Source organism: Streptomyces sp. NPDC005752 (assembly GCF_040630715.1).
Lineage (GTDB): Bacteria > Actinomycetota > Actinomycetes > Streptomycetales > Streptomycetaceae > Streptomyces.
This window is the reverse complement of sequence record NZ_JBEXYB010000022.1, coordinates 118,853-145,773: the sequence shown is the minus strand read 5'-3', so window position 1 is coordinate 145,773 and position 26,921 is coordinate 118,853. Positions and strand designations below refer to the sequence as shown.

The 26,921-nt window shown below is 68.3% G+C and carries 22 protein-coding genes, 1 tRNA gene and 1 pseudogene; 12 read left to right on the top strand and 12 right to left on the bottom strand.

Features of this window, described 5'->3' with window-relative positions; genetic code table 11:
- Positions 1-138: 138 nt before the first annotated feature.
- The gene (locus tag ABZ441_RS20005; RefSeq protein WP_358975653.1) at positions 139-1,659 is read right to left on the bottom strand and encodes an MFS transporter; all 1,521 of its coding nucleotides are present in this window, start codon (positions 1,657-1,659) and stop codon (positions 139-141) included.
- Between the two features lie 192 nt (positions 1,660-1,851).
- Positions 1,852-2,514 carry a TetR/AcrR family transcriptional regulator gene (locus ABZ441_RS20000; RefSeq protein ID WP_358975650.1) on the bottom strand — a complete coding sequence of 221 codons (663 nt, stop codon included), beginning with the start codon at positions 2,512-2,514 and terminating at the stop codon, positions 1,852-1,854.
- 265 nt (positions 2,515-2,779) lie between these two features.
- On the opposite strand from ABZ441_RS20000, the gene ABZ441_RS19995 reads away from it, so the two are divergent.
- The gene (locus ABZ441_RS19995; protein ID WP_358975647.1) at positions 2,780-4,057 is read left to right on the top strand and encodes a M6 family metalloprotease domain-containing protein; all 1,278 of its coding nucleotides are present in this window, start codon (positions 2,780-2,782) and stop codon (positions 4,055-4,057) included.
- Here ABZ441_RS19995 and ABZ441_RS19990 read toward each other — a convergent pair.
- Positions 4,044-5,774 (bottom strand): class I adenylate-forming enzyme family protein, encoded by a 1,731-nt coding sequence (locus tag ABZ441_RS19990; RefSeq protein WP_358975673.1) that lies wholly within the window; start codon positions 5,772-5,774, stop codon positions 4,044-4,046. The two genes, ABZ441_RS19995 and ABZ441_RS19990, sit on opposite strands and share 14 nt — an antisense overlap.
- A 297-nt stretch (positions 5,775-6,071) precedes the next feature.
- Between ABZ441_RS19990 and ABZ441_RS19985 the strand changes: the two genes are divergently transcribed.
- Positions 6,072-6,144 (top strand) — tRNA-Arg (locus ABZ441_RS19985).
- Between the two features lie 47 nt (positions 6,145-6,191).
- Here the strand turns inward: ABZ441_RS19985 and ABZ441_RS19980 are convergent.
- Both ABZ441_RS19980 and ABZ441_RS19975 read right to left on the bottom strand, forming a co-directional pair.
- Positions 6,192-7,853 carry a site-specific integrase gene (locus ABZ441_RS19980; RefSeq protein WP_358975644.1) on the bottom strand — a complete coding sequence of 554 codons (1,662 nt, stop codon included), beginning with the start codon at positions 7,851-7,853 and terminating at the stop codon, positions 6,192-6,194.
- Positions 7,850-8,530: a helix-turn-helix transcriptional regulator gene (locus tag ABZ441_RS19975; RefSeq protein WP_358975641.1), complete on the bottom strand. Its 681-nt coding sequence runs from the start codon at positions 8,528-8,530 to the stop codon at positions 7,850-7,852. Before ABZ441_RS19975 ends, ABZ441_RS19980 begins: the two co-directional genes overlap by 4 nt.
- 94 nt (positions 8,531-8,624) lie before the next feature.
- On the opposite strand from ABZ441_RS19975, the gene ABZ441_RS19970 reads away from it, so the two are divergent.
- From ABZ441_RS19970 to ABZ441_RS19950, 5 genes are all read left to right on the top strand, one after another.
- Complete coding sequence (locus ABZ441_RS19970) at positions 8,625-8,855, top strand: hypothetical protein (protein WP_358975638.1); 231 nt, start codon at positions 8,625-8,627, stop codon at positions 8,853-8,855.
- Positions 8,856-9,070: 215 nt separating this feature from the next.
- Positions 9,071-10,306: a DUF3631 domain-containing protein gene (locus ABZ441_RS19965; protein ID WP_358975636.1), complete on the top strand. Its 1,236-nt coding sequence runs from the start codon at positions 9,071-9,073 to the stop codon at positions 10,304-10,306.
- A 242-nt stretch (positions 10,307-10,548) separates the two neighbouring features.
- Positions 10,549-11,310 (top strand): DUF2637 domain-containing protein, encoded by a 762-nt coding sequence (locus ABZ441_RS19960; RefSeq protein WP_358975633.1) that lies wholly within the window; start codon positions 10,549-10,551, stop codon positions 11,308-11,310.
- Between the two features lie 266 nt (positions 11,311-11,576).
- On the top strand, positions 11,577-12,023 hold the full coding sequence (mobC, locus tag ABZ441_RS19955; protein WP_358975630.1) for a plasmid mobilization relaxosome protein MobC: 447 nt from the start codon (positions 11,577-11,579) through the stop codon (positions 12,021-12,023).
- Positions 12,024-13,670 (top strand): relaxase/mobilization nuclease domain-containing protein, encoded by a 1,647-nt coding sequence (locus ABZ441_RS19950; protein WP_358975628.1) that lies wholly within the window; start codon positions 12,024-12,026, stop codon positions 13,668-13,670. It begins immediately after the preceding gene.
- Positions 13,671-14,447: 777 nt separating this feature from the next.
- Here the strand turns inward: ABZ441_RS19950 and ABZ441_RS19945 are convergent.
- A complete protein-coding gene (locus ABZ441_RS19945; protein ID WP_358975625.1) occupies positions 14,448-15,059 on the bottom strand; it encodes a helix-turn-helix domain-containing protein in 612 nt (203 codons plus the stop codon).
- A gap of 68 nt (positions 15,060-15,127) precedes the next feature.
- Here ABZ441_RS19945 and ABZ441_RS19940 point away from each other — a divergent pair, with 68 nt between their 5' ends.
- The 4 genes and pseudogenes from ABZ441_RS19940 to ABZ441_RS19925 all read left to right on the top strand — a co-directional run.
- Positions 15,128-16,567: a DHA2 family efflux MFS transporter permease subunit gene (locus ABZ441_RS19940; RefSeq protein WP_358975622.1), complete on the top strand. Its 1,440-nt coding sequence runs from the start codon at positions 15,128-15,130 to the stop codon at positions 16,565-16,567.
- Between the two features lie 554 nt (positions 16,568-17,121).
- Positions 17,122-18,096, top strand: a complete 975-nt coding sequence (locus ABZ441_RS19935) for an NmrA family NAD(P)-binding protein (protein WP_356307344.1) — start codon at positions 17,122-17,124, stop codon at positions 18,094-18,096.
- 297 nt (positions 18,097-18,393) lie between these two features.
- Complete coding sequence (locus ABZ441_RS19930) at positions 18,394-18,579, top strand: hypothetical protein (RefSeq protein WP_358975619.1); 186 nt, start codon at positions 18,394-18,396, stop codon at positions 18,577-18,579.
- 451 nt (positions 18,580-19,030) lie between these two features.
- Positions 19,031-19,504: pseudogene (locus ABZ441_RS19925) on the top strand (IS5 family transposase); the annotation flags it as partial.
- Between the two features lie 208 nt (positions 19,505-19,712).
- Here the strand turns inward: ABZ441_RS19925 and ABZ441_RS19920 are convergent.
- The 4 genes from ABZ441_RS19920 to ABZ441_RS19905 form a co-directional block, all read right to left on the bottom strand.
- Positions 19,713-20,150 carry an NUDIX domain-containing protein gene (locus ABZ441_RS19920; RefSeq protein WP_358975616.1) on the bottom strand — a complete coding sequence of 146 codons (438 nt, stop codon included), beginning with the start codon at positions 20,148-20,150 and terminating at the stop codon, positions 19,713-19,715.
- A 30-nt stretch (positions 20,151-20,180) separates the two neighbouring features.
- Positions 20,181-20,972 carry a 3-oxoacyl-ACP reductase FabG gene (fabG, locus tag ABZ441_RS19915; RefSeq protein WP_358975613.1) on the bottom strand — a complete coding sequence of 264 codons (792 nt, stop codon included), beginning with the start codon at positions 20,970-20,972 and terminating at the stop codon, positions 20,181-20,183.
- Positions 20,953-21,987 carry a hypothetical protein gene (locus tag ABZ441_RS19910; RefSeq protein ID WP_358975610.1) on the bottom strand — a complete coding sequence of 345 codons (1,035 nt, stop codon included), beginning with the start codon at positions 21,985-21,987 and terminating at the stop codon, positions 20,953-20,955. Before ABZ441_RS19910 ends, fabG begins: the two co-directional genes overlap by 20 nt.
- Positions 21,988-23,172: 1,185 nt before the next feature.
- Positions 23,173-23,589, bottom strand: a complete 417-nt coding sequence (locus ABZ441_RS19905; protein ID WP_358975607.1) for a hypothetical protein — start codon at positions 23,587-23,589, stop codon at positions 23,173-23,175.
- Between the two features lie 357 nt (positions 23,590-23,946).
- Here ABZ441_RS19905 and ABZ441_RS19900 point away from each other — a divergent pair, with 357 nt between their 5' ends.
- On the top strand, positions 23,947-24,291 hold the full coding sequence (locus tag ABZ441_RS19900) for a hypothetical protein (protein WP_358975604.1): 345 nt from the start codon (positions 23,947-23,949) through the stop codon (positions 24,289-24,291).
- A 383-nt stretch (positions 24,292-24,674) separates the two neighbouring features.
- On the opposite strand, the gene ABZ441_RS19895 is transcribed toward ABZ441_RS19900, so the two are convergent.
- Together ABZ441_RS19895 and ABZ441_RS19890 are read right to left on the bottom strand one after the other, a co-directional pair.
- Entirely contained in the window at positions 24,675-26,093 is a 1,419-nt protein-coding gene (locus ABZ441_RS19895; protein ID WP_358975601.1) for a DUF234 domain-containing protein, read from the bottom strand.
- A gap of 361 nt (positions 26,094-26,454) precedes the next feature.
- The gene (locus ABZ441_RS19890) at positions 26,455-26,868 is read right to left on the bottom strand and encodes an arsenate reductase ArsC (RefSeq protein WP_358975670.1); all 414 of its coding nucleotides are present in this window, start codon (positions 26,866-26,868) and stop codon (positions 26,455-26,457) included.
- Positions 26,869-26,921 lie beyond the last annotated feature (53 nt).

Sequence of the window (26,921 nt, the reverse complement as noted above, 5' to 3'; positions counted from 1 at the left end):
CTCCGCTCATCACATCCCACCACCCCCCCCCGCTCAACCCCGCGCCGTCCGGCGCCGGGATTCACGCCGCCCGGCCCGGCGCCGGGATTCACGCCGCCCGGCCCGGCGCCGGACCGGTCAACCGGCCCGGCGCCCCGCTCAGTGCGCGACGACCGGAATCCTGAGCTCGCCCTCGGCCCCGTCCACCAGGTCCCCCGGGCCGTCGGCGGAGCCGGTGCCCGGACGTCCGGTGTTGATCAGGGTCACCGCGATCGCCGAGGCGACGACCAGGATGCCGACCGCCCACCAGATGGCGGCGGCGAAGCCGCTGACCATGGCCTGCAGCTGCAGCACCTTCGGGTCGCTCGCACCGGCTGCGTGATCGGCGATGTAAGCGGTGGTGGCACCGGCGGCGATCGTGTTGAGCAGCGCCGTACCGATGGCGCCGCCGACCTGCTGCGAGGTGTTCACCATCGCGGAGGCCACACCCGCGTCACGCGGCTCGATGCCGTGCGTGGCGAGCGACATGGCCGGCATGAACGCCGTGCCCATACCCAGGCCGAGCAGCAGCTGACCGGGCAGGATGACCGCCGCGTAGGAGGTGTCGACGTCCAGCTGGGTCAGCAGCAGCATGCCGAGGGCCGCCACCAGGAAGCCGGGTCCCATCAGCAGTCGCGGCGGGACCCGGGTCATCAGGCGTGCGCCGATCTGCGTGGAACCGGTGATCATGCCCACGATCATCGGCATGAACGCGAAGCCGGTCTTGACCGGCGAGTAGCCCTTGACCACCTGCAGGTAGTACGTCAGGAAGAGGAAGAGCCCGAACATCGCGATGACGGCGAGCCCCAGCGAGAGGTAGACCCCGCCGCGGTTGCGCTCCATCAGGACCCGCAGGGGCAGCAGCGGCGACTTCACCCGCGACTCGGTGACCACGAAGGCCAGCAGCAGCACACCGGCGGCGACGAACATGCCGATGGTCAGTGAGTCCGACCAGCCGGCCGACTCGGCACGGGTGAAACCGTAGACCAGGGACACCAGGCCCAGCGTGGACAGGACGACACCGGGTATGTCGAGCGGGGAGCGGTTGCGGCCGCCGGCCGGCTCCCGGATGACGAGGTACGCGCCCGCGGCGGCGACGACGGCGAACGGGATGTTGACGAAGAACGTCCAGCGCCAGTTCAGGTACTCGGTGAGGAAGCCGCCCAGGATCAGGCCGACCGCACCACCGCCACCGGCGATGGCCCCGTAGATACCGAAGGCCTTGGCGCGCTCCTTGGCGTCGGTGAACATCACCGCGAGCAGCGAGAGCGCGGCCGGTGCGAGCAGGGCCCCGAAGACACCCTGCAGGGCGCGCGAGCCGAACATCATGGCCTGGCCGGTGGCGGCACCGCCCAGCGCGGAGGCCAGGGCGAAGCCGATCAGGCCGACCAGGAAGGTCCGCTTGCGGCCCCAGAGGTCGGCGACGCGTCCGCCGAAGAGCAGGAGCCCGCCGAAGGCGAGGGCGTAGGCGGTGATCACCCACTGCTTGTTGCCGTCGGAGATCCCCAGGTCGGTCTGGGCCGAGGGCAGGGCGATGTTCACGATGGTCGCGTCGAGCACGACCATCAGCTGGGCGAGGGCGATGAACGCCAGTGCTTTCCAGCGACTGGGATCCGGAAGGGTTCCGGCTGTTTTCGACATGGGGGTAGCCACCTAAGGACACGAAGGGTTGCGGATCCGGCGAACGGGACGCGAAGGACCCGCGTACGAAGCAGGAAGAAGGAGCGAACGGATGGGGCGACCGGACCTGCGTGTCAGGGCCGGGCCGGTTTCATGGGCTGATGCGGCCGCGGAGGGCCTGAGGTCTGTGTCGGTCGTCCGGTGCGCGGGGCTTCAGCCTCCGCTGCGCAGGTCCTCCAAGGTCGCCGCCGATCCGGGCAGCTCCGAGCGGGCCGGATTCTCCAGGCCGTCCAGGAAGAGCTGCAGGTGGCGGTGGGTGAACCGGTCGATGTCCAGGCAGGCGATGCCGGGCAGTGGCCGGGTGAGCTGGGACAGGGCGACGAGTACGTCACCGACGGCGATGTCGGTGCGCAGCCTCCCCGCTGACATGGCACGCTCCACGAGCCCTTCGACGGCCTCTTCGAGGCGACGGCGCTCGGTGAGCAGTTCGGGATGGTCGCTGTCGAAGCCGCCGGACAGCATCGGGCACAGGGCTCCGATCCGTTCGTCGGCCGCCGCGTGCACGAAGCGGCTGAGCGCGGCGAAGGGGTCGGACTCGGCCGCGACGGCTTCCTCCGCCCGGCGGGTGGTGCGGGAGGTGACGGCGAGGACGACCTCATGGATCAGGGCCGCCCGGTCGGGAAAGTTCCGGTAGAGCGTGGCGTTGCCGACCGCGGCCCGTCGCGCGACCTCGTCGAGGGGCACGTCCGGCCCGAACTCGACGAACATCTCACGCGCTGCCGCCACGATCCGCTCCCTGTTGCGCAGCGCGTCGGCCCGCGGGCGGGGCGTACGACGCTGCGCGGCGCAGGTGGCCTTCTCGACGACGGACTCCACGGCTGCGTCCCCTTCCCTTCCGTTCTCCGACCGGCCCTCCGACTCAACCGGGGACCGTGTCCCCGGTTCGCGGGAACACAGGTACAAACGGGGAAAGGATCCCCGGTTATTTCCCGACCCGCATGTGACCTGCGCCATATACCGCGTGCGGCGGAAAACCCCCCGATCGGCGCACTCAGCGAGCGGTCCCCCACCAGCCGGAACAGGCTGATCGCCAGAGCGCAGTCAGGGCCGGCCGGCTGCCGCGGACCGAAGGCGAAGCCATATGCAGCAGCCCCGCCACCGGATACGCGGACATCGCCGCCCCCTCGCCCTCGTCGGCGCGACGGCCCTGGTCATCGCGACGGTGGCCTCGGCCAGCTCCTCCCTCCCCGTCGCCACACGGGCCTCCGCCGGACCGGTGGCCGCGCCGCGGGGGACCGGCCTCGCACCGTGCCGAATACCCACGGCCATGGGCGTACAGATGTCGGAGGGCATACCGACGCCCCCCGGCTACGCACGTTCCACCGGCCGGATCAGAGCGCTCAACCTGATGATCGACTTCCCCGACGCGGAGGCGACCGAACCGGCGGAGGACCGGCTCGCGGAGTTCTTCCCGCAGACCTCCGACTGGTTCAGCACCAGCTCCTACGGCCGGCTCAGCTACCTCCCCGAAGCACCCGTGGACGACTGGCTGCGGATGCCCCTGCCGTTCTCGGAGTACGGGATAGAGCGCGGCTCACCGTACGAACCGGGCTACCGCAAGATGGTCAAGGACCTGGTGGCCGTCGCCGACCCGAAGGTCGACTTCGCGGCCTACGACCTGGTCAACGTGCTGGTCACCCCGAACGCCGGACCCTCCGCACTGGACACCGTCCTGTCCGTGACCTTCTCCGGCAACGACGACGCCCCGTTCGTCGACGGTGTCCCGCTCGCCAACACGTCCTTCGTCTACAGCAGGCAGGACGACGGATCCGGTTCGTACGACGAGACCGGTTACCGGGTCCTGCCCCACGAGAACGGCCACGTCTTCGGGCTGCCCGACCTCTACACCATGGAGGGCGGCGGCTCCGTGGGGCACTGGGACATCATGTCCGAGGACTGGGGAGCCAACAACGACTTCCTTGGCTGGCACAAGTGGAAGCTCGGCTGGCTGGGCAACGATCAGGTCAGCTGTGCCGCGATGCCCGGCACCAGCGAACACACCCTCGAACCGCTGGCCACGAAGGGCGGCCAGAAGCTGGCCTTCGTGCCGGTGAGCGCGCAGTCCGGCTACGCCGTCGAGGTACGGACCGCCGAGGGCAACGACGAGGCCGTCTGCCGGCCAGGCGTCCTCATCTACAAGGTGAGCTCCGACGTGGACACCGGGCAGGGCCCGGTCTCCGTCGCGGACAGCACCGAGGACAGCGGCGGCTGCACCCGGCAGCCGAATGTCCAGGCCGAGCTCTCCGACGCGCCGTTCGAACCGGGTGAGACCTTCACCGACCGGGCCGGGGGGATCCGCATATCCGTGATGGACAAGGACGCCGACGGCAACTACCGGGTACGGATCACCCGGCCGTGAGCCCCGGGCCTCCGCCCTCGCCCGTGTACTCCCGAACCGCGCCGCGCAGCTCGCGCTTGAGGATCTTGCCCGTCGCGTTCCGCGGCAGAGGCTCCCGCGTCACCAGCACATGGGCTGGGACCTTGAAAGCCGCCAGGCTCCGGCCCACGTGTGCACGCAGCTCGTCCGCCGTGACGGCGGAACGCGGGCCCACCCGGACGACCGCCGCGACCTCCTCACCCAGCACCGGATGCGGAACACCGAGCACCGCCGCGTCCTCGACATCGGGATGGTCGTGCAGCACGGCCTCGACCTCCACGCAGTACACGTTCTCGCCGCCCCGGATCACCACGTCCTTGATCCGGTCGACGACCGACACCCGCCCGTCCCGGACGACGGCGAGATCCCCCGTACGGAACCAGCCGCCGCTGAACGCCTCGGACGTCGCCGCCTCGTCGCGCCAGTAACCACGCACCAGGGACTGGCCGCGCAACCACAGCTCACCCGCCTCACCCTCCGGGAGCCCCTCGCCCGCAGGACCGGCGATCCGGACTTCGGTGACGGGCGTCGGGGTACCGACCGAGTCCGGGTGCGCCCGGTACGCGGCACCGAAGTTGGCCAGCACTCCGCCGCTGGTCTCGGTCAGGCCGTACCCGTTACGCGGCTCGATCCGCTCGCCGTGCCGGGCCGTGAGGCGGGCGACCAGGTCCGGTGGAGCCGCCGCGCCGCCGGTGCTCAGCCCCTTCAGGCTCTCCAGCCCGTCGCCGACGCGGTCCGCGGACGCGAGCAGCTGGAGCGCGGTGGCCGGGACACCCGCGTAGTGCGTGACCCCGTGCCGGCGGATCAGCCGCAGGGCCTCGTCGGCGTCCCACTTCGGCATCAGCACGAGGGATGCGCCCACGGCCATCGCCGCGTACAGGCTGGTGAACGCGGCGACGTGGAAGAACGGGAACGTCATCAGGGTGACCGGGGCCGGCCCCTGCCCCGGCACGACTCCACGCCCCAGGGCCGACGCCGCCGCCTGGTAGCGGGGGTTGAGGGCTGCGCCCGCCTGGGCGAGATGGGTGGCAACAGCACCCTTGGGCCGGCCGGTGGTGCCGGAGGTGTAGATGATCGTGGCATCGTCCTCGGGCCGGATCTCCACCTCGGGCGGCGCCGCGTACGGATCGGGCGCCGGCAGGTCCGCGTACCGCTCGGCGCCGTCCGGCAGCTCTCCCGCGTCGGCGAAGACGACGCACCGCGCCCCTGCCTTCCGGCGCCACCCGGCCACCTTCGGCAACTGCTCCCCGTCGACCAGCAGCACCGTCGGCTCGCAGTCGTCGAGGGCGTGACCGAACTCGCCCTCTGTCCACCATGTGTTGAGCGGCACGGCGACCAGGCCGGCCAGCTGCACCGCCCAGAAGGCGATCTGCCACTCGGGGCGATTGCGCATCGCAATGACGGCCCGGTCCCCGGGACGGAGCCCGTACGTCTCGGTGAGCCGGCAGGCCAGAGCGGAGGCGGCAGCGAAGAACTCGCCGTAGGAGCAAGTGCGTTCACCCGCGACCAGAAACGGCTGGTCGCCGAACGCCCAGGTGGTCTCCACGAACTCCCGCAGGGTGCGAGGGCCGTTGGCGTAGACGAGGGGCCCGTGCTCGGCACGCACCACTTCGAACGGGGCACCCGGGGCGGTGAGCGCCTCTCCGATTCGGGCGAGGTCGGCCGGGAAGGACGAACGGCTGGGATCGGTGTGCGGCACGAACAGCCTCTCGACGTGCTGGCTCAGCAACCCGGCGACGCTATGCCCGCACCGAGGCGGCGTCAAGGAGACCGCGCGGGAGCCCGCACCGCTTCACCGCCGGGTCAGGCTTCACCGGCCTCGCCCGGCCGGCGAGCCGCCCCGCCACACAACCCTCCGGGCCCCGAGCGGTCACCCGCTACACTGTCACCGGTGAGGCGGCCGTCGTCGGCCGCACCACGACGACACTGCTGGAATCCAGCTGTCCGGGACCACGGCCACCACCCGGCCCTCGGACAGACGGCCCGGCAGATCCCGGCCTTCGTAGCTCAGGGGATAGAGCACCGCTCTCCTAAAGCGGGTGTCGCAGGTTCGAATCCTGCCGGGGGCACAGCACGATTAGCCGCTGGCCTGGGGATTTACCCCCAGGAAGGCGCTCTACTCGGCCCCGGACTCATCGTCCGGGGCCGTTTGCGTGAGCGGTGCGTGAGCGGACGGGGCAGCGCCTTCCCCAATCCGCCCCCACGGATCAGCACCGTCCGGCACAGAGACGTCGGCCTCTGCGGGCTCGGCGCCCGCCCCGGGACGGGCGTCCTCGGCCATGGTGCGCGCTCGCGGCACGAGCCGGGCCGCAGCCTCCGCGATCGCCAGATCCGCCTCGGGGAGCAGGCTCGTGTACGTGTCCGACGTGATGGTGATCGAGGAGTGGCCGAGCATCTCCTGGATGTCCTTCAGGCCGGCACCGGCAGCGTGAGCCAGAGTCGCGGCACCGTGACGGAGGTCGTGAAGCCGGACCGGCGGGAGGCCAACCTCCTCGTACAGCTCGACGAATCGCCGCGTGACGTTGGCAGGGTGGAGTAGTTCTCCGTTCTCGCGGGTGAAGACCCTTCCGGTCTCCACCCAGGCGCTCCCCCACTTTTCGCGGTCCTTGTCCTGCTGGGCGCGGTGCTGCTTGAGAGCCTGGACCGTGTCGGAGTCGAGGGCGATGGTGCGCGCTCCGGCGTCGGTCTTGGGGTCGTCCTCGTACACCTCCCAGCCGTTCACCACCAGTTGCTTGGCGACGGTAAGAAGGCCGGCGCTCAGGTTGGTGTCGGTCCACCTCTGACCGCATGCCTCACCTCGCCGCAGCCCACGGAAGGCGACCAGGTGAAAGAGTGCGTACAACCGGTCCTCGGCTACATGGTCGAGGAAGAGGCCGGTGTGTTCCGGCGTCCAGACCATCACCGGCGACGGCTTCTCGCCGGTGCGCCTCCAGTGGACGATGCGCTCCTCGGTCCACACGAGCGCCTTGGGTCGCCTGCCCGCCTCCAATTCGACGTGGCAAGCCGGGTTGAAGGTGATCAGCTGTTGAGCGATCGCGGCGTTCAACGCAGCACGCAGTGTGGAGCGAACGCGCTGGCGCGTCGCCGGACCGACAATCCGGCGATAGGGATCCATCTCCGCGATGGCTGCTTTCATCGCCTTACGGCGGGCGCGTGGCTCGCGCCCCTTCCACGGGATCTGTGCGAGATCCTCGACTGCTTTGCGCCGGGCGGCATTCCCCTCGGCGATCTCGACGTTGTCCTCGGCCATGGCCTCGAACATCTCCGACAGATGAGTGACCCGCAAGCGGTCGAGCCGTAGGTGTCCGATGCGCGGCTGGAGGTGAACACGGATATTGCTTTCGTCGCGGCTGATCGCGCTCTGCCGCCCCTTCTTGCCCGCCAGCCAGATATCCAGCCACTCGCCGACCGTGAGACGGCTGGTGAGGTCCAAGCCGTGGCTCAGCCGCCGACGGGTCGACTCGATGTCCGGCAGCGGGGCCTTCTCGTCTGCCACCTTTTCCAGCAACTCGGCGATCTGATCCAGACCTTCGGAGTCGTCGGCGTCGGCAAGGCCAACGAGCGCGCGGATGTGGTCGAGGTCGGCCTGTGCGGCCTTGAGGCTCTCGTAGCCGGCACGGCTGAACGAGCGACGCGTTCCGTCGGCACGGGACGGGAGCTCCTGGCGTACGGAGTAGGAGCCGTGCTTGCGGCCGGCGAGCTTGGGGCACTTCTTGCCGAGAGGCTTGCCGGTCTTGGGGTCGCGGCAATAGCAGCGGCGGTGGGTGGAGCCCTTCAAGGGCGTACCTCCGGGGTGGTCTCAGGTGCCCATTCGGGCGGGTCCACGTCGTGGAGTGTGGGTGGAAGATCGGGCGGGATGGCTCCGTCCTCGCGGAGTTCCCGGCGGAGATAGCGGAGTTTGTACTTGGCCGAGAGAGCCTGGTCGGCGTATGCGGTCCGCTGGCGTTCGGCTTCCTCCTGCTGGGCGCGGCTGGTCGCTGTCTTGACAGCGAACCGAGCCCGCTCCTCCTCCTCGATCGCGGCCAGTGCAGTGCGTACCAGGCTGGTGTGGACTTCGAAGTCGGGCACGAGGCCCGAGTCATGGCCGAACACTTCCTCTTCACCGGTGAAGCGCCGCAGGGCGTCCCATGTCGGCACGAGGCCCTGGAAGGGGAGTTCCTGCGTCCGGTCGACGTAACCGACCGGGAAGATCAGGCAGGCCGGATACGTCTCCAACGCGGCGGCCAGGACGATTACGTCCACCAGCGGGAGGCCGGCTCGACGGCCCGACTCCATGTTGGCAATCACGTTGCGGGGAATGGGGTGCCCGAGCTCCTCGCAACGATCGGCCAGTTCCTGCGCGCTCCACCCCATCTCCTTCCTTCTCCGGCGAACCTCACCGGCCACGTTTGCTTGGACCCGGTCCACCCACTCCGGGAAATCGTCCCCTTCATCATCCGAACGGCGTTGTGTCATGAAGACACATTAGCTTGAGGATGCTGATTAGTAGACGCCTGGAGCCGGACGAGATGACCGCGTTCGCCGAGGGCTGTACCGAAAGGGATCCCGCATGCGCGAAAACACCACAGAGGGGCAGCCCAAGGGGATGAGCCGAGAGGACTTGTTGGCCTTGCCCGTAGCCGTTGACCTGGAAACGAGCAATCGCGCCCTGGGGCTCGGTCGAAGCAAGGGGTACGAGCTGGCGAAGCGGGGCGTGTACCCCTGCAAGGTCCTGCGACTTGGCAACGCCTACCGGGTCGTGACCACAGATCTGCTGAATTTGCTCGGGCTGGCGGCATGAAGGGGCGGCAGCGTAGCAAAGCGTTCTGCGTTGAGCTGACACAGAATCGCTGGACTGTTGGCGGGTGTGGCCGTACGGTCCGTGTTCCCTCGGGGTACGAAGTGGGCCCCCGGCGAGGCAACGCCGGAGGCCCGAGCAGCCCCGAACGGCCTTGGAAGAACCAACCCGGCGGCAAGGGCAGGCAAGCCCGCAACCGCCAGACGAGGAGCTGCCCCGTGGAACACGCGGAAACCGAGCCCTATTCCACCCCCGACAAGCCCTCCTGGCCGCCGGTCGCCATACCCGGCCAGTCGACGGTCCACCCTGCTTCACCGGGAGGGCCGCCCGCAGCCGTCTCCGAGATCGCCCCGGCATCCGAGGGGGATCAGGTGCTGACGGAGCTGCTGGAGCAGATCCGGCGTTACGTCGTGCTGCCGAGCGAGGAAGCGTTCACGGCCGTGACGTTGTGGGTGGCGGCAACTCATCTGCAGACCGCCTGGCAGCACGCCCCACGACTGGCTGTGGTCGGGCCAGCGAAGCGGTGCGGCAAGTCTCGGCTGCTGGACGTGATCACCGAGAGCGTCCACGATCCGCTGATCACGGTCAACGCCTCGGCCGCTGCAGTGTTCCGGTCCATCACCGCCACGCCGCCCACCCTGCTGGTCGACGAGGCCGACACGCTCTTCGGCTCCGCGAAGGTCGCGGAGGAGAACGAGGAGATGCGTGGCCTGCTCAACGCGGGGCACCAGCGCAACCGCCCCACCCTGCGGGTTTCCGGACCCAACCATGAGGTCTCGAAGTTCCCCACGTTCGCCATGGCGGCCCTCGCCGGCATCGGTGACCTGCCGGACACGATCATGGACCGGTCGGTTGTCATCCGGATGCGCCGTCGCAGGCCGGGCGAGAAGGTGGCGGAGTTCCGTACCTTCCGGGACACCCCGCCCCTTCACGCATTGCGTGACCGGCTCGTCGCCTGGCTGGCCCCACTCCACGCTGAGGCGATGGAGCTGACCCCGGCCATGCCGGTCGAAGACCGCGCGGCCGACACCTGGCAGCCACTGGTGACCGTTGCCGACCTTGTCGGCGGAACGTGGCCCGACCTGGCTCGCACTGCCTGCCGGGTCATGGCCAAGCACGAGGCCGAGCAGGACCAGGACAGCAGTAGCCTCGGCATCCGCCTCCTGGCCGACATCCGCCGCGCCTTCGCCACCGAAGGCAACCCACCGGCTCTCCGCACCAGCCGGCTCCTCGACATCCTCAACCAGGACGCCGAGACCCCCTGGCCGGAGTACACGACCAACGGCCTGACCCCCCGGGGCCTGCAGATCCTGCTCAAGGAGTACGGCATCAGCTCCGCCCCCCGCCGTTTCCACGGAAACGTCCAGGCCCGGGGATATGCCCTCCTGCATTTCACCGACTCCTGGGCACGCTACTGCCCCGAGCCCGCGCCGGAAGCTACAAGCGGGCCCTGACCCGGCACGACCCGTCGCGACTCGTCTCCGCGCAGGTCAGAGCGGTGACGAGTCGGGACCCGGTGACGAGTCGACTCGATGTCATCTCCTCACCCGTACCAGCCCTGACCAGGCACGCGACGAGTCGCGACAGGTCTCTCCATTCCCCACCGGGCCACGCCAGTCCCACCTCCGTACTACTGGAGCGCACTCCCTTGCCTTCTCCCATCTTCACCGCAGCACCTTCCCCTGCCTCGGTGCCCTTGACCGCAGCAATCCGCACGGGAGTGGCGCTGCTGGCCGTGGCAGCCTTCGCGCTCTCCTACGACGCCCTACGTCAGATGGCCGCCGCCAGCCACATCCACCCGGCGCTCACCTACGCCTTCCCGCTCGTCATCGACGGGTTCATCGCCATCGGGATCGGCGCCCTGCTCGTCCTGCGGACCGCGCCGCTGTCCGCCCGTCTCTACGTCTCGGCGCTGGTCGGCACCGCCACGGCCACAAGCACCTGGGCCAACGTCCTGCACGCCATCCGCCTCAACCAGCAGACACGCCACAACGGGCTCTCCCTCGATGACCTCACCGTCGGGGCCATCTCCGCCATCGCGCCACTCGCCTTGGCCGGAGCTGTCCACTTCTACCTCCTCGTCGCCCGGCGCCCCGCTACCCCTGACCGCCACAACCCCGAAGCCCGCCACGAACCCGCCAAGGAACACCAGACCGGCCCGCTCGTTCCGCCAGCCGTCACGGGTACCGACGACGAGGTGCCGGGGCCCATCGCGAAGCGAGAGACGGAGACGCCACAGCAGCCTGGGAAGCCGGGAAGTAAACGGTTGAGCGTTTCCCGAGAGCAGGCCGTAGCCATCGGCCGCACGGCTCCGCTCGGACGGGCCGGCCGTGCCTCGCGCCGCAGCATCGAGAGGGCAGTCAGGGACGAGGGTTTCGGGATCTCCCGAAGCCGTCTGGATGAGGTCAAGGACCTACTTCAGGCCGAGCTCGACGCTGCCACCCCAAGCACCGGCTGAGGCACGCAGCCCACGTTCCCCAGCCCGTTCCTCCCTCGACCAGGAGTGGAGGAACGGGCCCTTTCCCTCCACCGCTTGCAGGAGCCCACATGCACAGCCCCGACCACGAACCCTCGTCACCCAAGAAGCAGCTGATGTCATCCCAAGCACCAGGCGGAGCAAGGTATGGCGTTGGACCGTCCAAGGGCCGGTCCAACGCGATCCCCGCCCCAGGGGTGGCGGAGATACCTGGGAGCGAGGGCGCTCCCAGGACCGAGACCGGCGTAATGCGGGCTGCCGATGAAGCCGCGCTCTATCGGGTGGCCAGCCGCCGTGCACGCCAGGACGTGCAGCGCACCGAGCGCGTCGACGTCCGGTACAGCGTGGACGAGAAGAGCGAAATCATGGCCGAAGCCCGGCGGCTCGGGCTTGCCGGCGCCCACTTCGTCGGCGCCGTCGTCATGGCCCATCTCCACGGCGACCATGTGTTGCCTGACCACCGCACACGGATCGACGACCTGATCGACGAACTTGCCGCCCTGCGCACCCAGGTCGCCCGGATCGGGACCAACGTCAACCAGATCGCCCACCGTCTCAACGCCGGTGGCAATCCACACCCTGGGGACGAGGCCACACTCGCGAAGGCCGGGCAGGTCCTGTTCCACGCTCGACAGGCGGCGACCGCGATCGACACCGCCGCCGTTGCGACCGCCACAACGCACCAGGCCGCTTAGGTGATCGCGAACATCGTCAAGCCCGGCCGCAAAACCCGCGGTGTCCTGAACTATCTCTACGGGCCCGGACGCGCCAACGAGCATGCAGATCCCCACCTTGTGGCCTCCTTCGACGGCTTCGCCCCTGACCCCGGCCGCGACCCCGACGCCACCCTCGCCCAACTGACCGCCGTACTCGATCTGCGTGTGCTGCAGGCCGGCGAACGGGCTCCGAAGGAGCATGTGTGGCACTGCTCGATCAGGGCCTCGCCCGAGGACCGGGCCCTGTCCGACGAGGAGTGGGCCACAATCGCCCGGCGCGTGCTGAACGCCACAGGCGTCGCCCCGGCCGGCGACCCCGATGCCTGCCGCTGGATCGCCGTGCGCCACGCACACGACCACATCCACATCGTGGCCACCAAGGTCCGAGGCGACCTTCGGCCGCCACGGAACTGGAACGACTACCTGCGCGCCGACAACGAACTCGTCGCCATCGAGAAGGAGTACGGACTGCGCCAGGTCCCGCGCGGAGACCGGACCGCCTCGAAGCGATCCACGCGCGCCGAGCAGGAGAAAGCCCACCGCACCGGCCGACCCCAGACCGCCCGCGAGCGCCTGCGGATCACCGCCCGCACTGCCCTTGCCGCGGCCACCACGCCGCAGGAGTTCTTCACCATCCTCGGCGCTTCCGGGGTGCTCGTGGAGATCCAGCACTTCCCCTCGGGCGACATCCGCGGGTACAAGATCGCCCTCGATGGCGACACCAACAAGGACGGCCAACCTGTCTGGTTCGCCGGATCCACTCTCGCCCCTGACCTCTCCTATCCCAAGATCAGCGAACGCTTGGCACCTGCAGATACGCCCTCGGCGATGCCGCCCCAACCCAACGCCTGGCGACGACTCGCACAGACCACGGACCGCGTGCCCGATCTGCTCGCAAGCAGCGATGACGGGACCGGGCAGGCGCACATCGCGGCCCTCGCCGAAACTCTCGACGCACTGCCCCTACGCGCTCCGGCCGATCTGCGCCCCCAGCTCATGCGGGCAGCCACCGCGTTCGAGCACGCCGGCCGATCACGCATCCGCGCCCAGCATCAACAAGACCGCGCCACCAGGAACGCCGTCAAGGCGATCCTGCGTGAACCCGCTCCCAAGGACGGGGCTGCCCTCGCGATCCTCCTCGACGCCCTTGTTCTGGCCGTCATCGCTGCACGCCACTGGCACCAGGCCCACCACCACGATCAACAGGCCGAAGCCGCACGCCAGGCAGCCGAGCACCTCCGTGCCGCATACCAGGCGGCCACAGTCCAGCCGATTGCTGTGATTCACCAGCGGGGCCGCCACATCGCTCTCTTCCTGCGGGAACAACAGGCCGCAGCTACCCGCCAAGCGCTCCCGGACCTGGCCGAGCAGATCCTCGCCGAACCCGGCTGGCCTGCCCTCTCCGCCACACTCGCCGCCATGAAGAAAGCCGGCCACGATCCGGTGACTCTCCTTACCCAGGCGGCCCGTCACAGGGAACTGGACACGGCCACCAGCTACAGCGAGGTCCTCACGTGGCGCCTGAGCCGCCTCGCAGACCTTCCCCAGCACACCTGGCACGTCGCACCTGAGCCCCCGCCCTCGACCCGAACCATCCGCTCCGCTCAACAGCGCCGGGCACGCTGAGACTCCCGTTCCCAGGAAAGTTCCGACGGATTCAGCCCACCCGCCCGCGCTCTTAGAGGTCGTTTACGCCCCAGTTGCGTCGCCTCGGTGCGGAAGACGCACTCGACGGCAAAGCCCTGCTGCAGGTCGGCCCACGGGTCGTACTCGACGGAGACCGTGTCGTCGGTGCCGTCGACACGGTCACCACGCCGGTCGGGCTCTCGGCCAGCGAGTGGTCGGTGCCATACGTCGGCGCACCCCAGGTGCGCGGTTCGAGCGACCGGGTGCGCTCGTGCGGGGCGCCGCCGTCAAAGTCGATGTCGAGTACGTCGGGGGCCGGTGCGTCCACGGCCGCGAGTGCGGCAGCGGCGAACCGACGGCGGTGCAGCTCGCCGCGCTGGCCGAGGTGATGGCGTCGCCCAGCAGGGCGGCGATGACACCCCGGCGAAGGCCAGACCCGCAGTCACGGCGAGCAGGCGTCCACGTCCGGGTCTGGTGAAGGTGGCGCTCGTTGCTGCGAACACGACGCTCCCAGGGTCGTGTGCCAAGGAGCGTGCGGCAGCGCCCGAGGTGCCGTACAGCCGGAGCACCCGTGCCCGGCCAGTCTGAGAGCATCCTGAGATCGGATGAACGCGGCCGAGGGCGCCTGTTGACGCCCGTCTGCCGACTCGGCAAACGGTTGCCGCAGCCGTATCCGGCGACGAATCCGGGCGCGGCGGCGTTAGAGGTTCAACCGGCATGGCAGCTGCCTGGCCAGCAGCGACCCGTCTGAGATTGGCTCAAGCGCGACTCGCGGCATCATTGCCGCACGAGCTCCAGCACCTGCCCACACCTAGCGCCGAAGGTGGCGCGGAGCAGGTCCGTGGCGTCGGAGTCCTGGTCGAACAGCGACTGCATGTCGATCGCCAGCATGACGGCGAAGGTCATCGCGCTACCGAAGAACTCCTGAATCTGCTCATCCCGCAATGCTGCTTCGTCGCGGAGGAAGCGGTAGATCTGCAGGAAACCGTCGCGTACCGCTGCACCGATCGCTGGTTCAGCCCCGGAAACGAACCCTTGCAGTAGGACGGTGTGCAGTCCCCGCTTGGCGGCGAGGTCGAAGAAGCGCTCACCAATGGCATGCGCGGCGGTGTCCTCCGGCGCGAGTGCCGCGAGCGTTTCGCGCCACTCGTCGAGGAGGGTCGCCAACGTGTCCGCGAAGACTTCCAGGAAGAGCGCTTCTTTCGTACCGAACATCCGCACAACGTAGGGCTGGCTGATGCCGGCTGCTGCGGCGATCTGGTCAGTCGTGGTGCCGTGGTAGCCACGTCGTCCAAAGAGATTGCGGGCTGCGTCCAGGATCAGTCCGCGCCGCTTTGCGGCAGGCATACGGCTGCCGGAGGTGGTGCCGTCAGTGGGTTCATTGCTCATGTTGACAAGGTATCAACGGATAACTACCGTAGCTAGTAATCATACGATTACCTCTAACCGGAGTTCACGTGAAGCGTTCTGTCCCGGTCTGGCTCGCTGTCGTAGCCGCGTCCCTCCCGATGTTCATGGCCACGCTCGACAACCTCGTCGTCACAAGCGCTCTGCCGGCCGTGCACGCCGACCTCGGTGCCTCGGTCGAGGAGCTGCAGTGGATCACGAACGCGTACACGCTCGCCTTCGCCGCGCTCATCCTTCTCGCCGTCGCCCTCGGTGACCGACTCGGCCGCCGGCACCTGTTCATCGCAGGCATCGCGGTCTTCACCGTCTCATCGGTCTTCGCCGCGCTGAGCGCCGACCCGACGGCACTCATCGTCTGGCGCGCGGTCGAAGGCGCCGGCGCCGCCGCGATCATGCCGCTCTCTCTGACCCTCCTCGTCGCAAGCGTGCCGGACCGCCTCCGCGCCGTCAGCATCGGCATCTGGAGCGGAATCTCCGGTCTAGGCGTCGCGCTCGGCCCGCTCGTCGGTGGCGCCGTCGTGGAGAACTGGAGCTGGGAGGCCATCTTCTGGCTCAACGTCCCCGTCGGCATCATCGCGGTCCCGCTGGCGATCTTCGCGCTGCCGAACACCCGTGGCGCCCGGGTCCCTGCCGACGTCCTCGGCGTCCTGCTCGCTGGCCTCGGCGTCCTCGGGCTCGTTTTCGGCGTCGTCCGCGGAAACGAAGCCGGCTGGACGAGTGGCGAGGTGCTCTCCGGGCTGATCAGCGGCGCCGTGCTGCTGGTCGCGTTCATCCTCTGGCAGGCACACACGTCCGCACCGCTCCTACCGCTCCGGCTCTTCCGCGACCGCAGCTTCACGCTCGCCAACATCGTTGCGATGACGTTCTCGTTCGGGGCCTTCGGTGCGGTCTTCATCCTCATCCAGTTCCTGCAGGTCGTGCAGGGTCGCAGCCCGCTCGAGGCCGGCGTCTGGACGACGCCGTGGACGCTCGCGCCGATGATCGTGGCGCCGCTCGCCGGGATTTTCGCCCTCAGGGTCGGCACGCGTGCGCTCATCACCGGCGGGATGGCCCTCCTCGCTGGCGGGCTGTTCTGGATGGCGGGAACGCTGGCCGCCGACGCGACCTTCCTCACGCTGCTGCCGGGCTTCGCACTCGCGGGAATCGGAATGGGTGCTGTGTTCGGACCAATCTCGACCGTCGTGCTCGCCCGGATGCCCCAGCACGACCACGCGAAGGCGTCCGGAGCGAACTCCACCCTTCGCGAGATCGGGGTCGCGCTCGGGATCGCCGTCCTCACTGCGGTCTTCACTGGCAACGGCGGCCAACTCACGCCCACCGGGTACGTCGACGCGGCGCAGCCGGCCGTTATGGTCGGTGCCGCCGTGGTCGCGGCCAGCGCGATCATCGCTGTGTTCCTACCCTCTGGGCGAGGAAGCGCATCCAACGGTACCGCTGCACAAGACCCTGCGGCAGCTGCACCGGAGCCCGCTTCTGCTGCCCTGCGCTAGAGCCCGTAGCCACCGAGGTCGAGCCCGCGCAAGTACCAATGGCCGCTAACCAGAAGGCCGACGAGGACCCGCGGCAGCCGCAGGTCGTTGATGATGAACTCCTGCCCGGCCTCCCCGTGGCCCGCCAGGTCGGGCAACCCGCTGGTCGCTGTCGCGCCCCAACTCCACGACGTGGTGGTGCTTTCGGGCCGCGGTTACTGGAGGCGGCAGGAGCGTTCCGCGGAGACCAACGCCGCACGCCTGGACTTCCTCGCCCGCGTCGACGGCCCTGCGCCCCCACGACACTGCGCAGAATTCGCCTGGCTGGGCACGGGTCGGCGGGAGAAGGGCCCAAGGCCCGGGTGCAGGCGGCCATCGAGTCTGGCGGCTTTGCCGTCATCGACCCCTCCTGCGGGCATGGCCACCTCTCCGAATCCGACCGACACCCTTGCCTGCCACCGCGCCGAGCGACGGCATAGACATCCCAGGCGACCGAAGCGACCCAAAACGATCGCCAGCCGCATTCCGTGGTCTTTCCATACAGCTGACCACCCAACCAGATAGGGGAATCACCGATGTCAGAGCGCCATCCCATCCTGATCACCGGAGCCGCTGGCCACGTCGGCGGTGTGAGTCGAACGATCGTCGACATGCTGCTTGACCAAGGCCACCCCGTGCGCGCGTTCGTGCGGCAGGACGACGACCGCGCGCAGGCACTCCGCCAGGCCGGCGCCGAGGTCTTCGTCGGAGACCTGCTCACCATCGCCGACGTGACAGCCGCACTGAAGGGCGTCCGGCGCATCTACTTCAGCATGAGCCTGACGCCGTACTACACCGACGCCGTCAGCCTCATGGCCGCGGCGGCGCGGACCCAGGGCGACATCGAGATCTTCGTCAACATGTCCGAGTACGAGCAGTCGTTCATGACGTTCGAGAAGATGACCGCACCGGAGCAGGAACGACGTGCATGGCTCGGCGGACTCGTCGCGGACTGGTCGCCGCAGCAGCGCGCCCACTGGATCGCCGAGCAGGTGCTGGAGTGGTCCGGCCTCCCGACCGTCAACATCCGGGCGGCCATGTTCGTCGAGAACCCCCTGATGACCTGGCTGGCACTGGAGCCGCTGAGCAACGGTGAACTGCGCCTGCCCTTCGGCCACCACCGGCTCGCGCCCATCGCGGGTTACGACGTGGCGGAGGCGTGCGCGAAGATCCTGGCCGACCCCGCTCCGCACATCTCGAAGTCGTACGAGCTCAACGGTCCGGAACTTAAGGACATGCACGGGTTCGCAGAGGACTTCGGGGCTGTGCTGGGACGCCAGGTCACCTACGTACCCGAAGAGGTCGAAACCTGGAACGAGACCTACGTGGACCCTGCCATGGCAGAGATTCCCCACACCGCGGAGCACATGAAGACCCTGACCCGGCTGGTGGGCGGCGGCGGATACCTCGGCGTCAGCGACCAGCTCCAAACCCTGCTCGGGCGACCGCCAAAGACCGTGCGCTGGGCGCTGGAGAACCATCTGCGCATCCAGAATCTGGCGGCCGGTTAAGAGGTCGTTTTGGCCAAGCAACGGCCTCACGACGTCATGACGTCATGAAGGCGGAGCCATGCGCCGCCGCAGATGCCCATAGGGGCCCTCGTCGGACTGGCCGTCATCCGCGGCGCCCGGATAGGCGGGAGAGTGTGAGCCGAGGGCCCCACGGGCCCGGAGGCCGTCAAGGTCGGGCAGGTAAATCCTGGCAGGGACTGGAGCGGGGCGGCTTCGGTGGCACGGATGTGCGTCAGGTCCTCGGGGCTGGCACCAAGAGGGCCGCGAGCGGTCACGCGGTGCATCGTGCGGGGGCGCTTGGCTCACTATCACGCTCCTGCCCCCGACATCCTGGCAGCGCTCCTCAACGACATCGGCATCCCCACCACCGCCGGTCGCACCGCCGCGATTCGGCAGCACGTGCTGGAGATGGCCGCCCCGGTTGTCGCGGAGGCTCGGAGCTATCACCGGGTCACCACGGCCAAGCTGGCCTCCGAAGCCTGAGGCACCTGGAGCCGATACGCCTCTGGGGACCACTGGCGGTCACCACCAGGCTGGACTCCTCGGAGAACTGGTGACAGTTGAATACGCGAGCCCACCAGTACCGAGGCCGTAGCAGTTCCGTTCGCCGAACGGTCACGGTGACCGCTCTGCGAACGCTTCGGCGAACTTCGCGTTTGGGACACTGGCGGGTTGGCCTGCGGCTTCTGGGTTCAGAAACAGGCACTTAGAGGTCGTTTTCGTCTGAACTGCACAGGTATCCAGCGGTTTTTGTGCTGCCGGGTTGTGGTGCTCGCGATGCTGGCGATTCTTGCTGGTCAGGTGGGGTGACGGATGAGGCGGGCGGTGTCTTGCGCCTGTCTCATCCCAGGACGCCCGGCTTTCGCGGCCGCGTGCTTCCATTGGCGTCGCTGTGCGCCTGGGCGCACTCGGTTCACGGCTGTACGTCTGGAGAATGCCGACGCGACGCCCGTATCCGAGTGATCTGTCCGATGCCCGCTGGGAGTTGATCGAGCCAGTGCTTGCGGCCTGGCGCTTCGAGCGCCGCGGAAGGGCTCTGGACTTCGGCCGGCCGCCGGAACACGACCTGCGCGACATCATGGATGCGGTCTTGTACGTGGATCGCACCGGGGTTCAGTGGCGCTACCTCCCGCACGATTTCCCGCACTGGAACACGGTCTACGGCTACTTCGCCAAGTGGCTGCAGGACGGCGTATTCGCCCAGCTCAACGGTCTGCTCAGGCAACTCCTGCGGGAGAAGGAAGGGCGGAACGGCGAGCCATCGGCCTGTGTGCTCGACGCCCAGAGCGTCAAGACGTCCACCAGCGTCCCCTCCTCCAGCCAGGGCACCGATGCCGGGAAGAAAATCGTGGGACGCAAGCGAAGTATCGTCACCGACACGCTCGAACTCCTGCTCGCGGTGCTGGTCGCCATGACCGACCTCATGGCCCGCCGCCTCACCGGCGAGAACACCGTCTCCTGGCGCGACCCGACAGCACGGACCAAGCACCCGATTCCGGGATGAAACATCGGGCGAAAACGACCTCTTATTACCCACCGGACCATGAGGGCATGACATCGAAGTGCCGCCGAGGCCCGCCAGCGCTGGCCCCGGTGGCATGCTTGCGTGTCATCGCTCAGGCCATGGCAACACCCGAGAGAGTTCCATCACCCAGGGCACCCCGGAGCACGTGGGCGATCTCCTCGGGCTTGAGATCGATACCGTCGATCCCTTCCAAGGACAGCGGGACCTCCTCCAGTGCGTATTCGCCCCGGCCCTCTGCACTGAACTCGGGCCCGATGCGGTCGTCGAAGGACCAGGTGGCGATGCGGGTGAGGTAGAAGAGCTGGCGCTCGTCGTCGGACTCCATCGTGTGCAGAAGGCGGACGATCTCGGCTTTCCCTGCGATCTCCTCGTGGATCTCCCGATGGAGGGCGGCCTCACGGGACTCGTCTTCGGCTTCGACTCCTCCACCAGGAAGCACCCAGTACACGGGAACTCCCGGTTTGGTACGGCGGATGACCAGCATCGTGTCGTGCTCGGTGACGAGGACGGCTCGGACTCGTTCGATCATTCGGCTCTGTCTCCTTGCTTGTTGACGTTCTCAGTGCATCAGCCAGCCGCCATCGACGTGGACTGATTGCCCAGTGATGAACGATGCGGAGGGCCCGACGAGGAAGGCCACGAGCGCCGCCACATCTTCGGGCCGCCCCCGGCGGGGAACACACTGGCGCTTGATCTGGTCCTCCGGGCTGGCGCGATGGCGGGCGGGGATCGCGGTCTCGGCCTCGACCTGGATGGCGCCGGGCAGGACCGTGTTGACGCAGACTCCGTACGGGCCCAGTTCACGAGCGAGGGATCGAGTGAGGCCCAGGAGTCCGGCCTTCGCGGTGCTGTACGCGACGAGGTTGGTCCGGCCGGCGCGGGCGTTGACGCTGCCGATGTTCACGATGCGGCCCCAGCGCCGTTCCACCATGCCACGGGTCACCGCGTGGCAGGCGCGGTAATGCGCGGTGAGGTTCGCGTCGAGGGAGTAGCTCCAGGCAGCCTCGTCGGTGTCCTGCCACGGGACTCGCGGGTAGGCCCCGGCGTTGTTCACGAGGATGTCGATGGGGCCGGCCTCCGCACGGATCCGGTCGGTCATCGTCTGGACGGCATCAGGGTCGGTCAGGTCGGCGTCCATGGCCACGCCAGGGCTTCCGCCGCGGTCGAAGGCGGCGAGAAGTGCCTGTGCCGCCCTCTCCTGACCGAGGTGGTTGATGGCCACGGTCGCTCCTGACATGGAGAGGGCGCGGCCGATCTCGGCGCCGATGCCGGTGGCGCCGCCGGTGACAAGGGCCGTCCGGCCTTGCAGCGGCCGGGCCTGGAGGTGAGTCTCAAGCAGGGGCAGGGACATTGCGGCTCCGTTCGGTGAGGTCGGGATGAAGAGCCGGTGCGGTCGGGAGGAAGGTGCCGAGCTCAGTGCCGGGGTGCTGGCTCTCGGCGAGCTTGACCAGGACGAGCAGCAGGTCGTGGCCGGTCAACCGGGCGGCGGGAATGACGCCGAGGATGCGCAGGGCGAAGAAGGCACGGAGTTCATCCATGCCGATGCCTCCTTGGCCGCAGAGGCCGTGAAGGGCTCCGGCGATGGCGGCATGGCGACCGGGGCCTGTGCTCCAGGTGTACTGGATGTCGATGTGCCGTGTGGTGGCGTCCAGTTCCAGGTGGTCGATGCGAGGACGGGTGTAGGAGGGCAGAGCCAAGCGAAGGGTGCGTGCGTACACGTCGGGCTGGTAACGGGGAACGAGCCAGCCGCCCAGGGCCATGAGGTACCAGAGCAGGTTCGCGGCTTCGCCCGCGATGGTGTTGCGACCGGCGAACTCGAAGTCGAGCCAGCACAGCGGGTCGGCGATGTTGGGCTCCGTGGGATCGCCCTGCGTCAGCCCTGTGGGCCAGCGCCGGTCGGGGCTCAAGGCGTGGCGGACGCTGCCGATGGTTTTGGCGACGTTCAGTGTGAGCGGTCGGCCGTTAGCCGTGACCGTGTAGCTGGCCAGCTCGTGGACAGTGAGCGTCACGGCTGTATGCGGCAGGGTGATCGGCAGATCCCGTCGCGTGTACCAGCGGTCGAGCCGACCGCCGGGCCGGATCCGGTCGAGGTAGAGGTCCGGCACGCACTCGGCGAGCGGAACCACCTTTCCGGTCTCGTCGGCCGCCGCCCGCAGGTCGTGGCAGACGCCGCCCACGAGTCGGGCCAGACGCGGCAACTCCTCCGGATCGCGATCGGCCAAGGCGATCAGGTCGCCAAGCAGCAGCTCGCACCGTCCGCTCGCAAAGACATCCTCGTACGCCAGTAGATGGCGGCCCGGCAATGCCGGACGCCCCCGCAGGGCCGGGACCTCGATCCGGGAGGCGAGCTGCGACCAGCCCCGCACTTCGGCTTCGGCAGCCTCCCGGGTACCTGCCGACGTAGCCGAGGCGTATCAGCGACTCCGCCAAGCCGGTTTCACCAGCCGCCTCCTGCCGAACGATTCGCCCTCTGCTTGACCGCCGTCGAGAGCTGTTACAGGTTTCTCTACCTCATCAAGGCACCCGGCTGCGCTCCGCTCCGCCGGGCGCGCTTCCCGGCTCTGGCTGCGCCCGCGCTCCTGCCTCCGGCCCGCTCGGCGCTGCCGCCGCCGACGCGCGCCCACGAGTTGGTAGGCCCGTTGGGCATGAGACGAGAACCAAGCCCGCGGCTTCAAGAGGATGCCTCCGGCGGGGGCGCTCAGACTCCGGGATGGGAGGGGCGCCGTTCGCGAGTACCGGCGGATTCGTGGTGAGCGTTGTGGGCTCCCATCCCGACCACCTCCGACCCAGGCAAAGCCGAGCAGTCGCGGCCCAGGGCGTCAAGGTCGTTCGTACAGTGGCGCGCTCCACTTTGACGCCCTGAACCACGACCGCTCCACGGAGTGTGGGTCGAAGGCGGACGGGATGGGAGCCGGGGTGAGTGGTGGGTTGAGGAGAGCAAGCAGGCGCGGTAAGCCAGATACTCAGACGAACGCAAAGGATTACCTGCTACCGCGTCAAGCTCACCAGCCCGACGATCACCAACACGGCTCCCATGAATCCGAACTGCAGTCTCATGCGTTCAAGGCTTTTCCAAGGCGTCCCCCATCGAGTCCTGTAGTTCGGTGTGAAGGTCACGTCTGCCCAGTCCCACACCCAGACATCCACGCCGCGATAGCCACAGGCCACTACGGTGAAAGCGCCGCCCGCGAGCAGTGCAAGCACCCCATAGAGAAGCACGCCGTTCCTCCCCGTCTCATGGCCAGCGTCACTGTCGCGGCATTGTCGCAGGAGGCGCGTAGACAAGGGAGGTCCCGGCAGGGTTGAGAGAGTGGCCGCGCTGTCAAGGCTGCGTGCGGTGGCTGACATCAGCAACTGACACCAACAAGTACGAACAGCAGCGGTCGACCTCGGACCTCTGCAGACGATCGGCCGAGATACAAGCCCGGTTGAACGATGCCGACGGTCCCCTGTGGTCGACCTGATAAGGATGACGCCCGAGGCTAAAGTCCTGCGGCCAGCCAGAGGCCCCTAACCAGACACAAGGGGAGCCTCTGGCTGGCCTCGGTACCTCACAGCTTTGCGTTGAGGGTCATGAACGAACGGCGCTCGATGAAGTGCTCAAACGTCGGCTCGGGGGACCCGCCTGACAGGTCTAGGCCGCAAATGTAGAGTTCTGGGCGGTTCGACAGCAGCTCGAAGTCACGGACAGCGTCATCGAAAGCACAGATGACACCGGGCTCGCTTGCAGAGTCGATCACCAGGACGTGGTCATGGGTTCCCAGCGGCGTTGCTCTCGCCCAACGCACTGCCTCATCGTCTGAGACGCCATCGAGCGCGAGGGACCTGCACGGTAGCCCCCGCCAGTCGATGCCTTGGCCCGCCCAGGGGAGGGTGCAGAGATAGGCGTCGAACGCCGCAGCAAGCTCGACTGTGCTCATCAAAGCGTCGCGGTCCGCGATCCAGGTGGAGATCTCTTCGGCGCGCACTCGCGTAGGTTAGCCGAGCCGCCCACCAAGCCAGTGACGTGCCCCTTGCGTGCCCGTTCGGTCGGGAAACAGCGGGGAACAACGGTCGCTGGCGGGCGACGCTCACGAGAACGCCCCTGACCGATTCACCTGGTCAGGGGCCGTTCATCTGCGGTGGGTGTGGGATTTGAACCCACGGTCACATCGCTGCGACGACGGTTTTCAAGTTCGATTAGGTCGCCACCATGCGCTTCGAGAGCGAGCCCGCTTCACCGGTTCGAGCAGCGACGACAGCCAAGGCCTACTGCGTGTCTAATGTTCCAGAGCCGTACATTCTGATCTTCATCGGTGCTCATACTCGGTGGGGTGGACGTACGGGTGAAGACCTTCGTGGCTGAGTCCAGGAGTCGATTTCTCGCCGCCTTGGAGGGGTTGGGGTTCGCCAGCCCGGAAGTGCATCAAACCCAGGACATGTATCCACTGGTGATGCATGTCCGGTACCACCGGGCTGATGTCACAGTCGAGACGTCTTTGGTCTTGGCGTATGCCGGTGAGGAGTACGTGCGTACGTCGCTGCTGTGGGCTGTGGATGCTCCGCCCAACACTCGCCGTGTCACGGTAGGCGAGGACACCGCTCACACCGGGTATCAGATGCGACGGGCTCTTGATAAGCATGCTCAAGCCACTCCCGATCTGATCAGCCACAGGGATCGCGGCGAATGAAGCGACACTTGGGAACACCGGCATGCCGACCCGTGCCACATCCGCGCCAGATCAGGCGGGGAGCTACGGGGAACTGCGGTCGCCAACAGTGCGCGCAGCCTGTGTCGGTCGAAGTCGGCATGCCGCAGGTCAGGCCCCAACTCGCCCCACCTCGCTCCTAAAGCGGGTGTCGCAGGTTCGAATCCTGCCGGGGGCACAGCGCAACAAGCCGCTGACCTGGGGTTTCTCTCCCAGGAAGGCGCTCCACTCGGCCCCGGAGTCGTCGTCCGGGGCCGTTTGCGTGAGCAGGAGGACGTCGCCTTCGCAGTGGGCCGGAGGCTCGGCCGACCCGAGTTGGGGCGACAGACCATGGACATCTGGTACCCACACGTATTCGGGCATGCTCAGGAAGTCCACGCCGCGAGGAGTTCCGCCGGGCCGTACGCAGCGTCGAGGCCCGCGCAGTCGGTGCCGCTGCGCGAGACAGCGATCGCGGGCACGGGCCCAGGCGTGAGCGCGGCGCGGTGTCGGTGCAGCGCCGCAAGATCGTGCCGGTCGAACGGAGAGTTCTCCAGCCACTTCACCGAGCCGACGAACAACAACTCCTTAGCGATCGGCGCGCGATCCGCTCCCACGATGTCGATCTCCACATCGTTGGTACGGGTCCAGTAACCGCCGATGGCGGGGGCAGCGGGGAGGATCGCGTCAGGCAGCAGCCGTGCCAGCGCCTCTCGCACCAGAGGCTCAACGGCCCTACCACGCCAGCTGGTCCAGTTTTCGCGGATGCGCTGGAGTGTCAGGTCACCCCGGCCCCTCTCGATCTCCTCCATCGCGGGCCCCAGAAGCTTCAGCCAGAAGCGGAGGTAGGGATCCGCGACCCGGTAGCGACGATCCCTCGAAGGCCGTGTGGACACGGGAAGTTCCGCCGCGATCACCCGCTTGTCCAAGAGCATCCTCAGCGACCGCTGTAGCGGGGTCGCCCCGATGCCGCCGGCGGCGCGGGCAACATTGGAGAACGTCCGCTCACCACTGCCGATCGCCGAGAGGACGGTGCGGGCTTGGACCTGCTGGGGAAACTCTGCGGCGAGCGAGCGCTCCGCCGACACCAGCAAGGCCGAGACCGGATCGCTGAGTGCCGCCTGCAGGAACTCCCACATCCCCGCACCGTGCGTCCACTCCGCACAGATCAGAGGCAGGCCACCGGTGATCAAGGACGCATCGAAGGCCGAGGGAGGATCGAGGCCGAGCATCTCGCCCACCTCCGCCGGGTTGAGCGGCCCCAGCACCATCTCCCGTCCACGCTGGTGGAACGGACGCCCATAGTTGTTCAGCGCCTCCATCATCGACAGGTCGGAACCGATGAGAACCAGCAGAACCGGCTTCTTCTCCAGCACTCGGTCCCAGGCCCGCTGAAGCATGCCCTCGAAGGCGCCCTCCGCATCCATCAAGTAGGGCACCTCGTCCATGACCACCACGCTCGCCCGGTCGGGCGGCAGTGCCGCCGCGAGTACGTCGAACGCGGCATCCCAACTCACCGGATGGGCCGCGGCCAGCAGATTCGCCAGCGGAAGGCTGGATGAGTGCGCATCCTGGCTGAGTCGCTCCAGGTCCGCCCCCGGCGACGCCCCTGTGGCGGCGTAGAAAAGGAACGGCGCACCGGATCCCTCGGCGAACCGCTCCACCAACCGCGACTTACCCACCCGGCGGCGCCCTCGAAGCATCACGCACCGCCCGGGCCGCTCCCCACCGACCCCGGCCGTAACCTTGGCCAGCTCGCGATCCAGCGTCTCGAGTTCGTGCCGCCTGCCCACGAAATCTGCCATTGCCTCCGCCTCCCCGGTGTCACTTCACACCCCAGAGACTAACATCATAGTTAGTAACATTAACGTTAGTTACAGGAGAGTTCAGTGACGCCACTCCCCCGGTGCACCCGACTGCGTGAGCAGCGCGTGAGCGGACTACGTTCCTCCGATTGCGCGTCTTGGCCATGAGGTCGACGCAACCGACGTCCTCATGGAAACGGGCCGCGACATTCCCGGCCCCTGGGGGTGACGGTCAGGGAGCCGACGACGCCGCCGCCGCCGATGCCGAACACCACGGCCTTCAGCCCGGCGCGGGCAGTTCAGAGCGCGGCGGTGCGACCGGCGGGGCCGGAGGCGGTGGTGGCGACGTCGCCCACCCCGCTCACGCCGTGGCCTCCGGGGCGATCTCGGCGATCAAGTCCTCGACGAGGGCCTTGATCTCGTCGCGGATCGGGCGCACGGCGGCCACGCCCTGGCCGGCGGGGTCCTCGAGCTTCCAGTCGAGGTAGCGCTTGCCGGGGAAGACCGGGCAGGTGTCGCCGCAGCCCATGGTGATGCACACGTCGGATACGCGGACCGCGTCGACCGTGAGGACCTTGGGTGTCTCGGCGGAGATGTCGATGCCGACCTCGGCCATCGCCTCGACGGCGGCGGGGTTGACCGCGTCGCCGGGATTCGAGCCGGCGGAGCGGACCTCGACGCGGTCTCCGGCCAGGTGGGTAAGCCAGGCGGCGGCCATCTGGGAGCGGCCGGCGTTGTGGACGCAGACGAACAGGACGGACGGCTTGTCGGCCATGGTGATCGTTCTCTCCGGTGGCATGACGGCACTCGGCCGTCGATGACTTCAGC

What these genes read in the sequence shown, in the direction of transcription:
- ABZ441_RS20005 (WP_358975653.1), bottom strand. Translation starts at nt 1,659, where the DNA reads ATGTCGAAAACAGCCGGAACCCTTCCGGATCCCAGTCGCTGGAAAGCA.
- ABZ441_RS19995 (WP_358975647.1), top strand. Translation starts at nt 2,780, where the DNA reads ATGCAGCAGCCCCGCCACCGGATACGCGGACATCGCCGCCCCCTCGCC.
- ABZ441_RS19975 (WP_358975641.1), bottom strand. Translation starts at nt 8,530, where the DNA reads ATGACACAACGCCGTTCGGATGATGAAGGGGACGATTTCCCGGAGTGG.
- ABZ441_RS19970 (WP_358975638.1), top strand. Translation starts at nt 8,625, where the DNA reads ATGCGCGAAAACACCACAGAGGGGCAGCCCAAGGGGATGAGCCGAGAG.
- mobC (WP_358975630.1), top strand. Translation starts at nt 11,577, where the DNA reads ATGCGGGCTGCCGATGAAGCCGCGCTCTATCGGGTGGCCAGCCGCCGT.
- ABZ441_RS19945 (WP_358975625.1), bottom strand. Translation starts at nt 15,059, where the DNA reads ATGAGCAATGAACCCACTGACGGCACCACCTCCGGCAGCCGTATGCCT.
- ABZ441_RS19935 (WP_356307344.1), top strand. Translation starts at nt 17,122, where the DNA reads ATGTCAGAGCGCCATCCCATCCTGATCACCGGAGCCGCTGGCCACGTC.
- ABZ441_RS19920 (WP_358975616.1), bottom strand. Translation starts at nt 20,150, where the DNA reads ATGATCGAACGAGTCCGAGCCGTCCTCGTCACCGAGCACGACACGATG.
- fabG (WP_358975613.1), bottom strand. Translation starts at nt 20,972, where the DNA reads ATGTCCCTGCCCCTGCTTGAGACTCACCTCCAGGCCCGGCCGCTGCAA.
- ABZ441_RS19895 (WP_358975601.1), bottom strand. Translation starts at nt 26,093, where the DNA reads ATGGCAGATTTCGTGGGCAGGCGGCACGAACTCGAGACGCTGGATCGC.
- ABZ441_RS19890 (WP_358975670.1), bottom strand. Translation starts at nt 26,868, where the DNA reads ATGGCCGACAAGCCGTCCGTCCTGTTCGTCTGCGTCCACAACGCCGGC.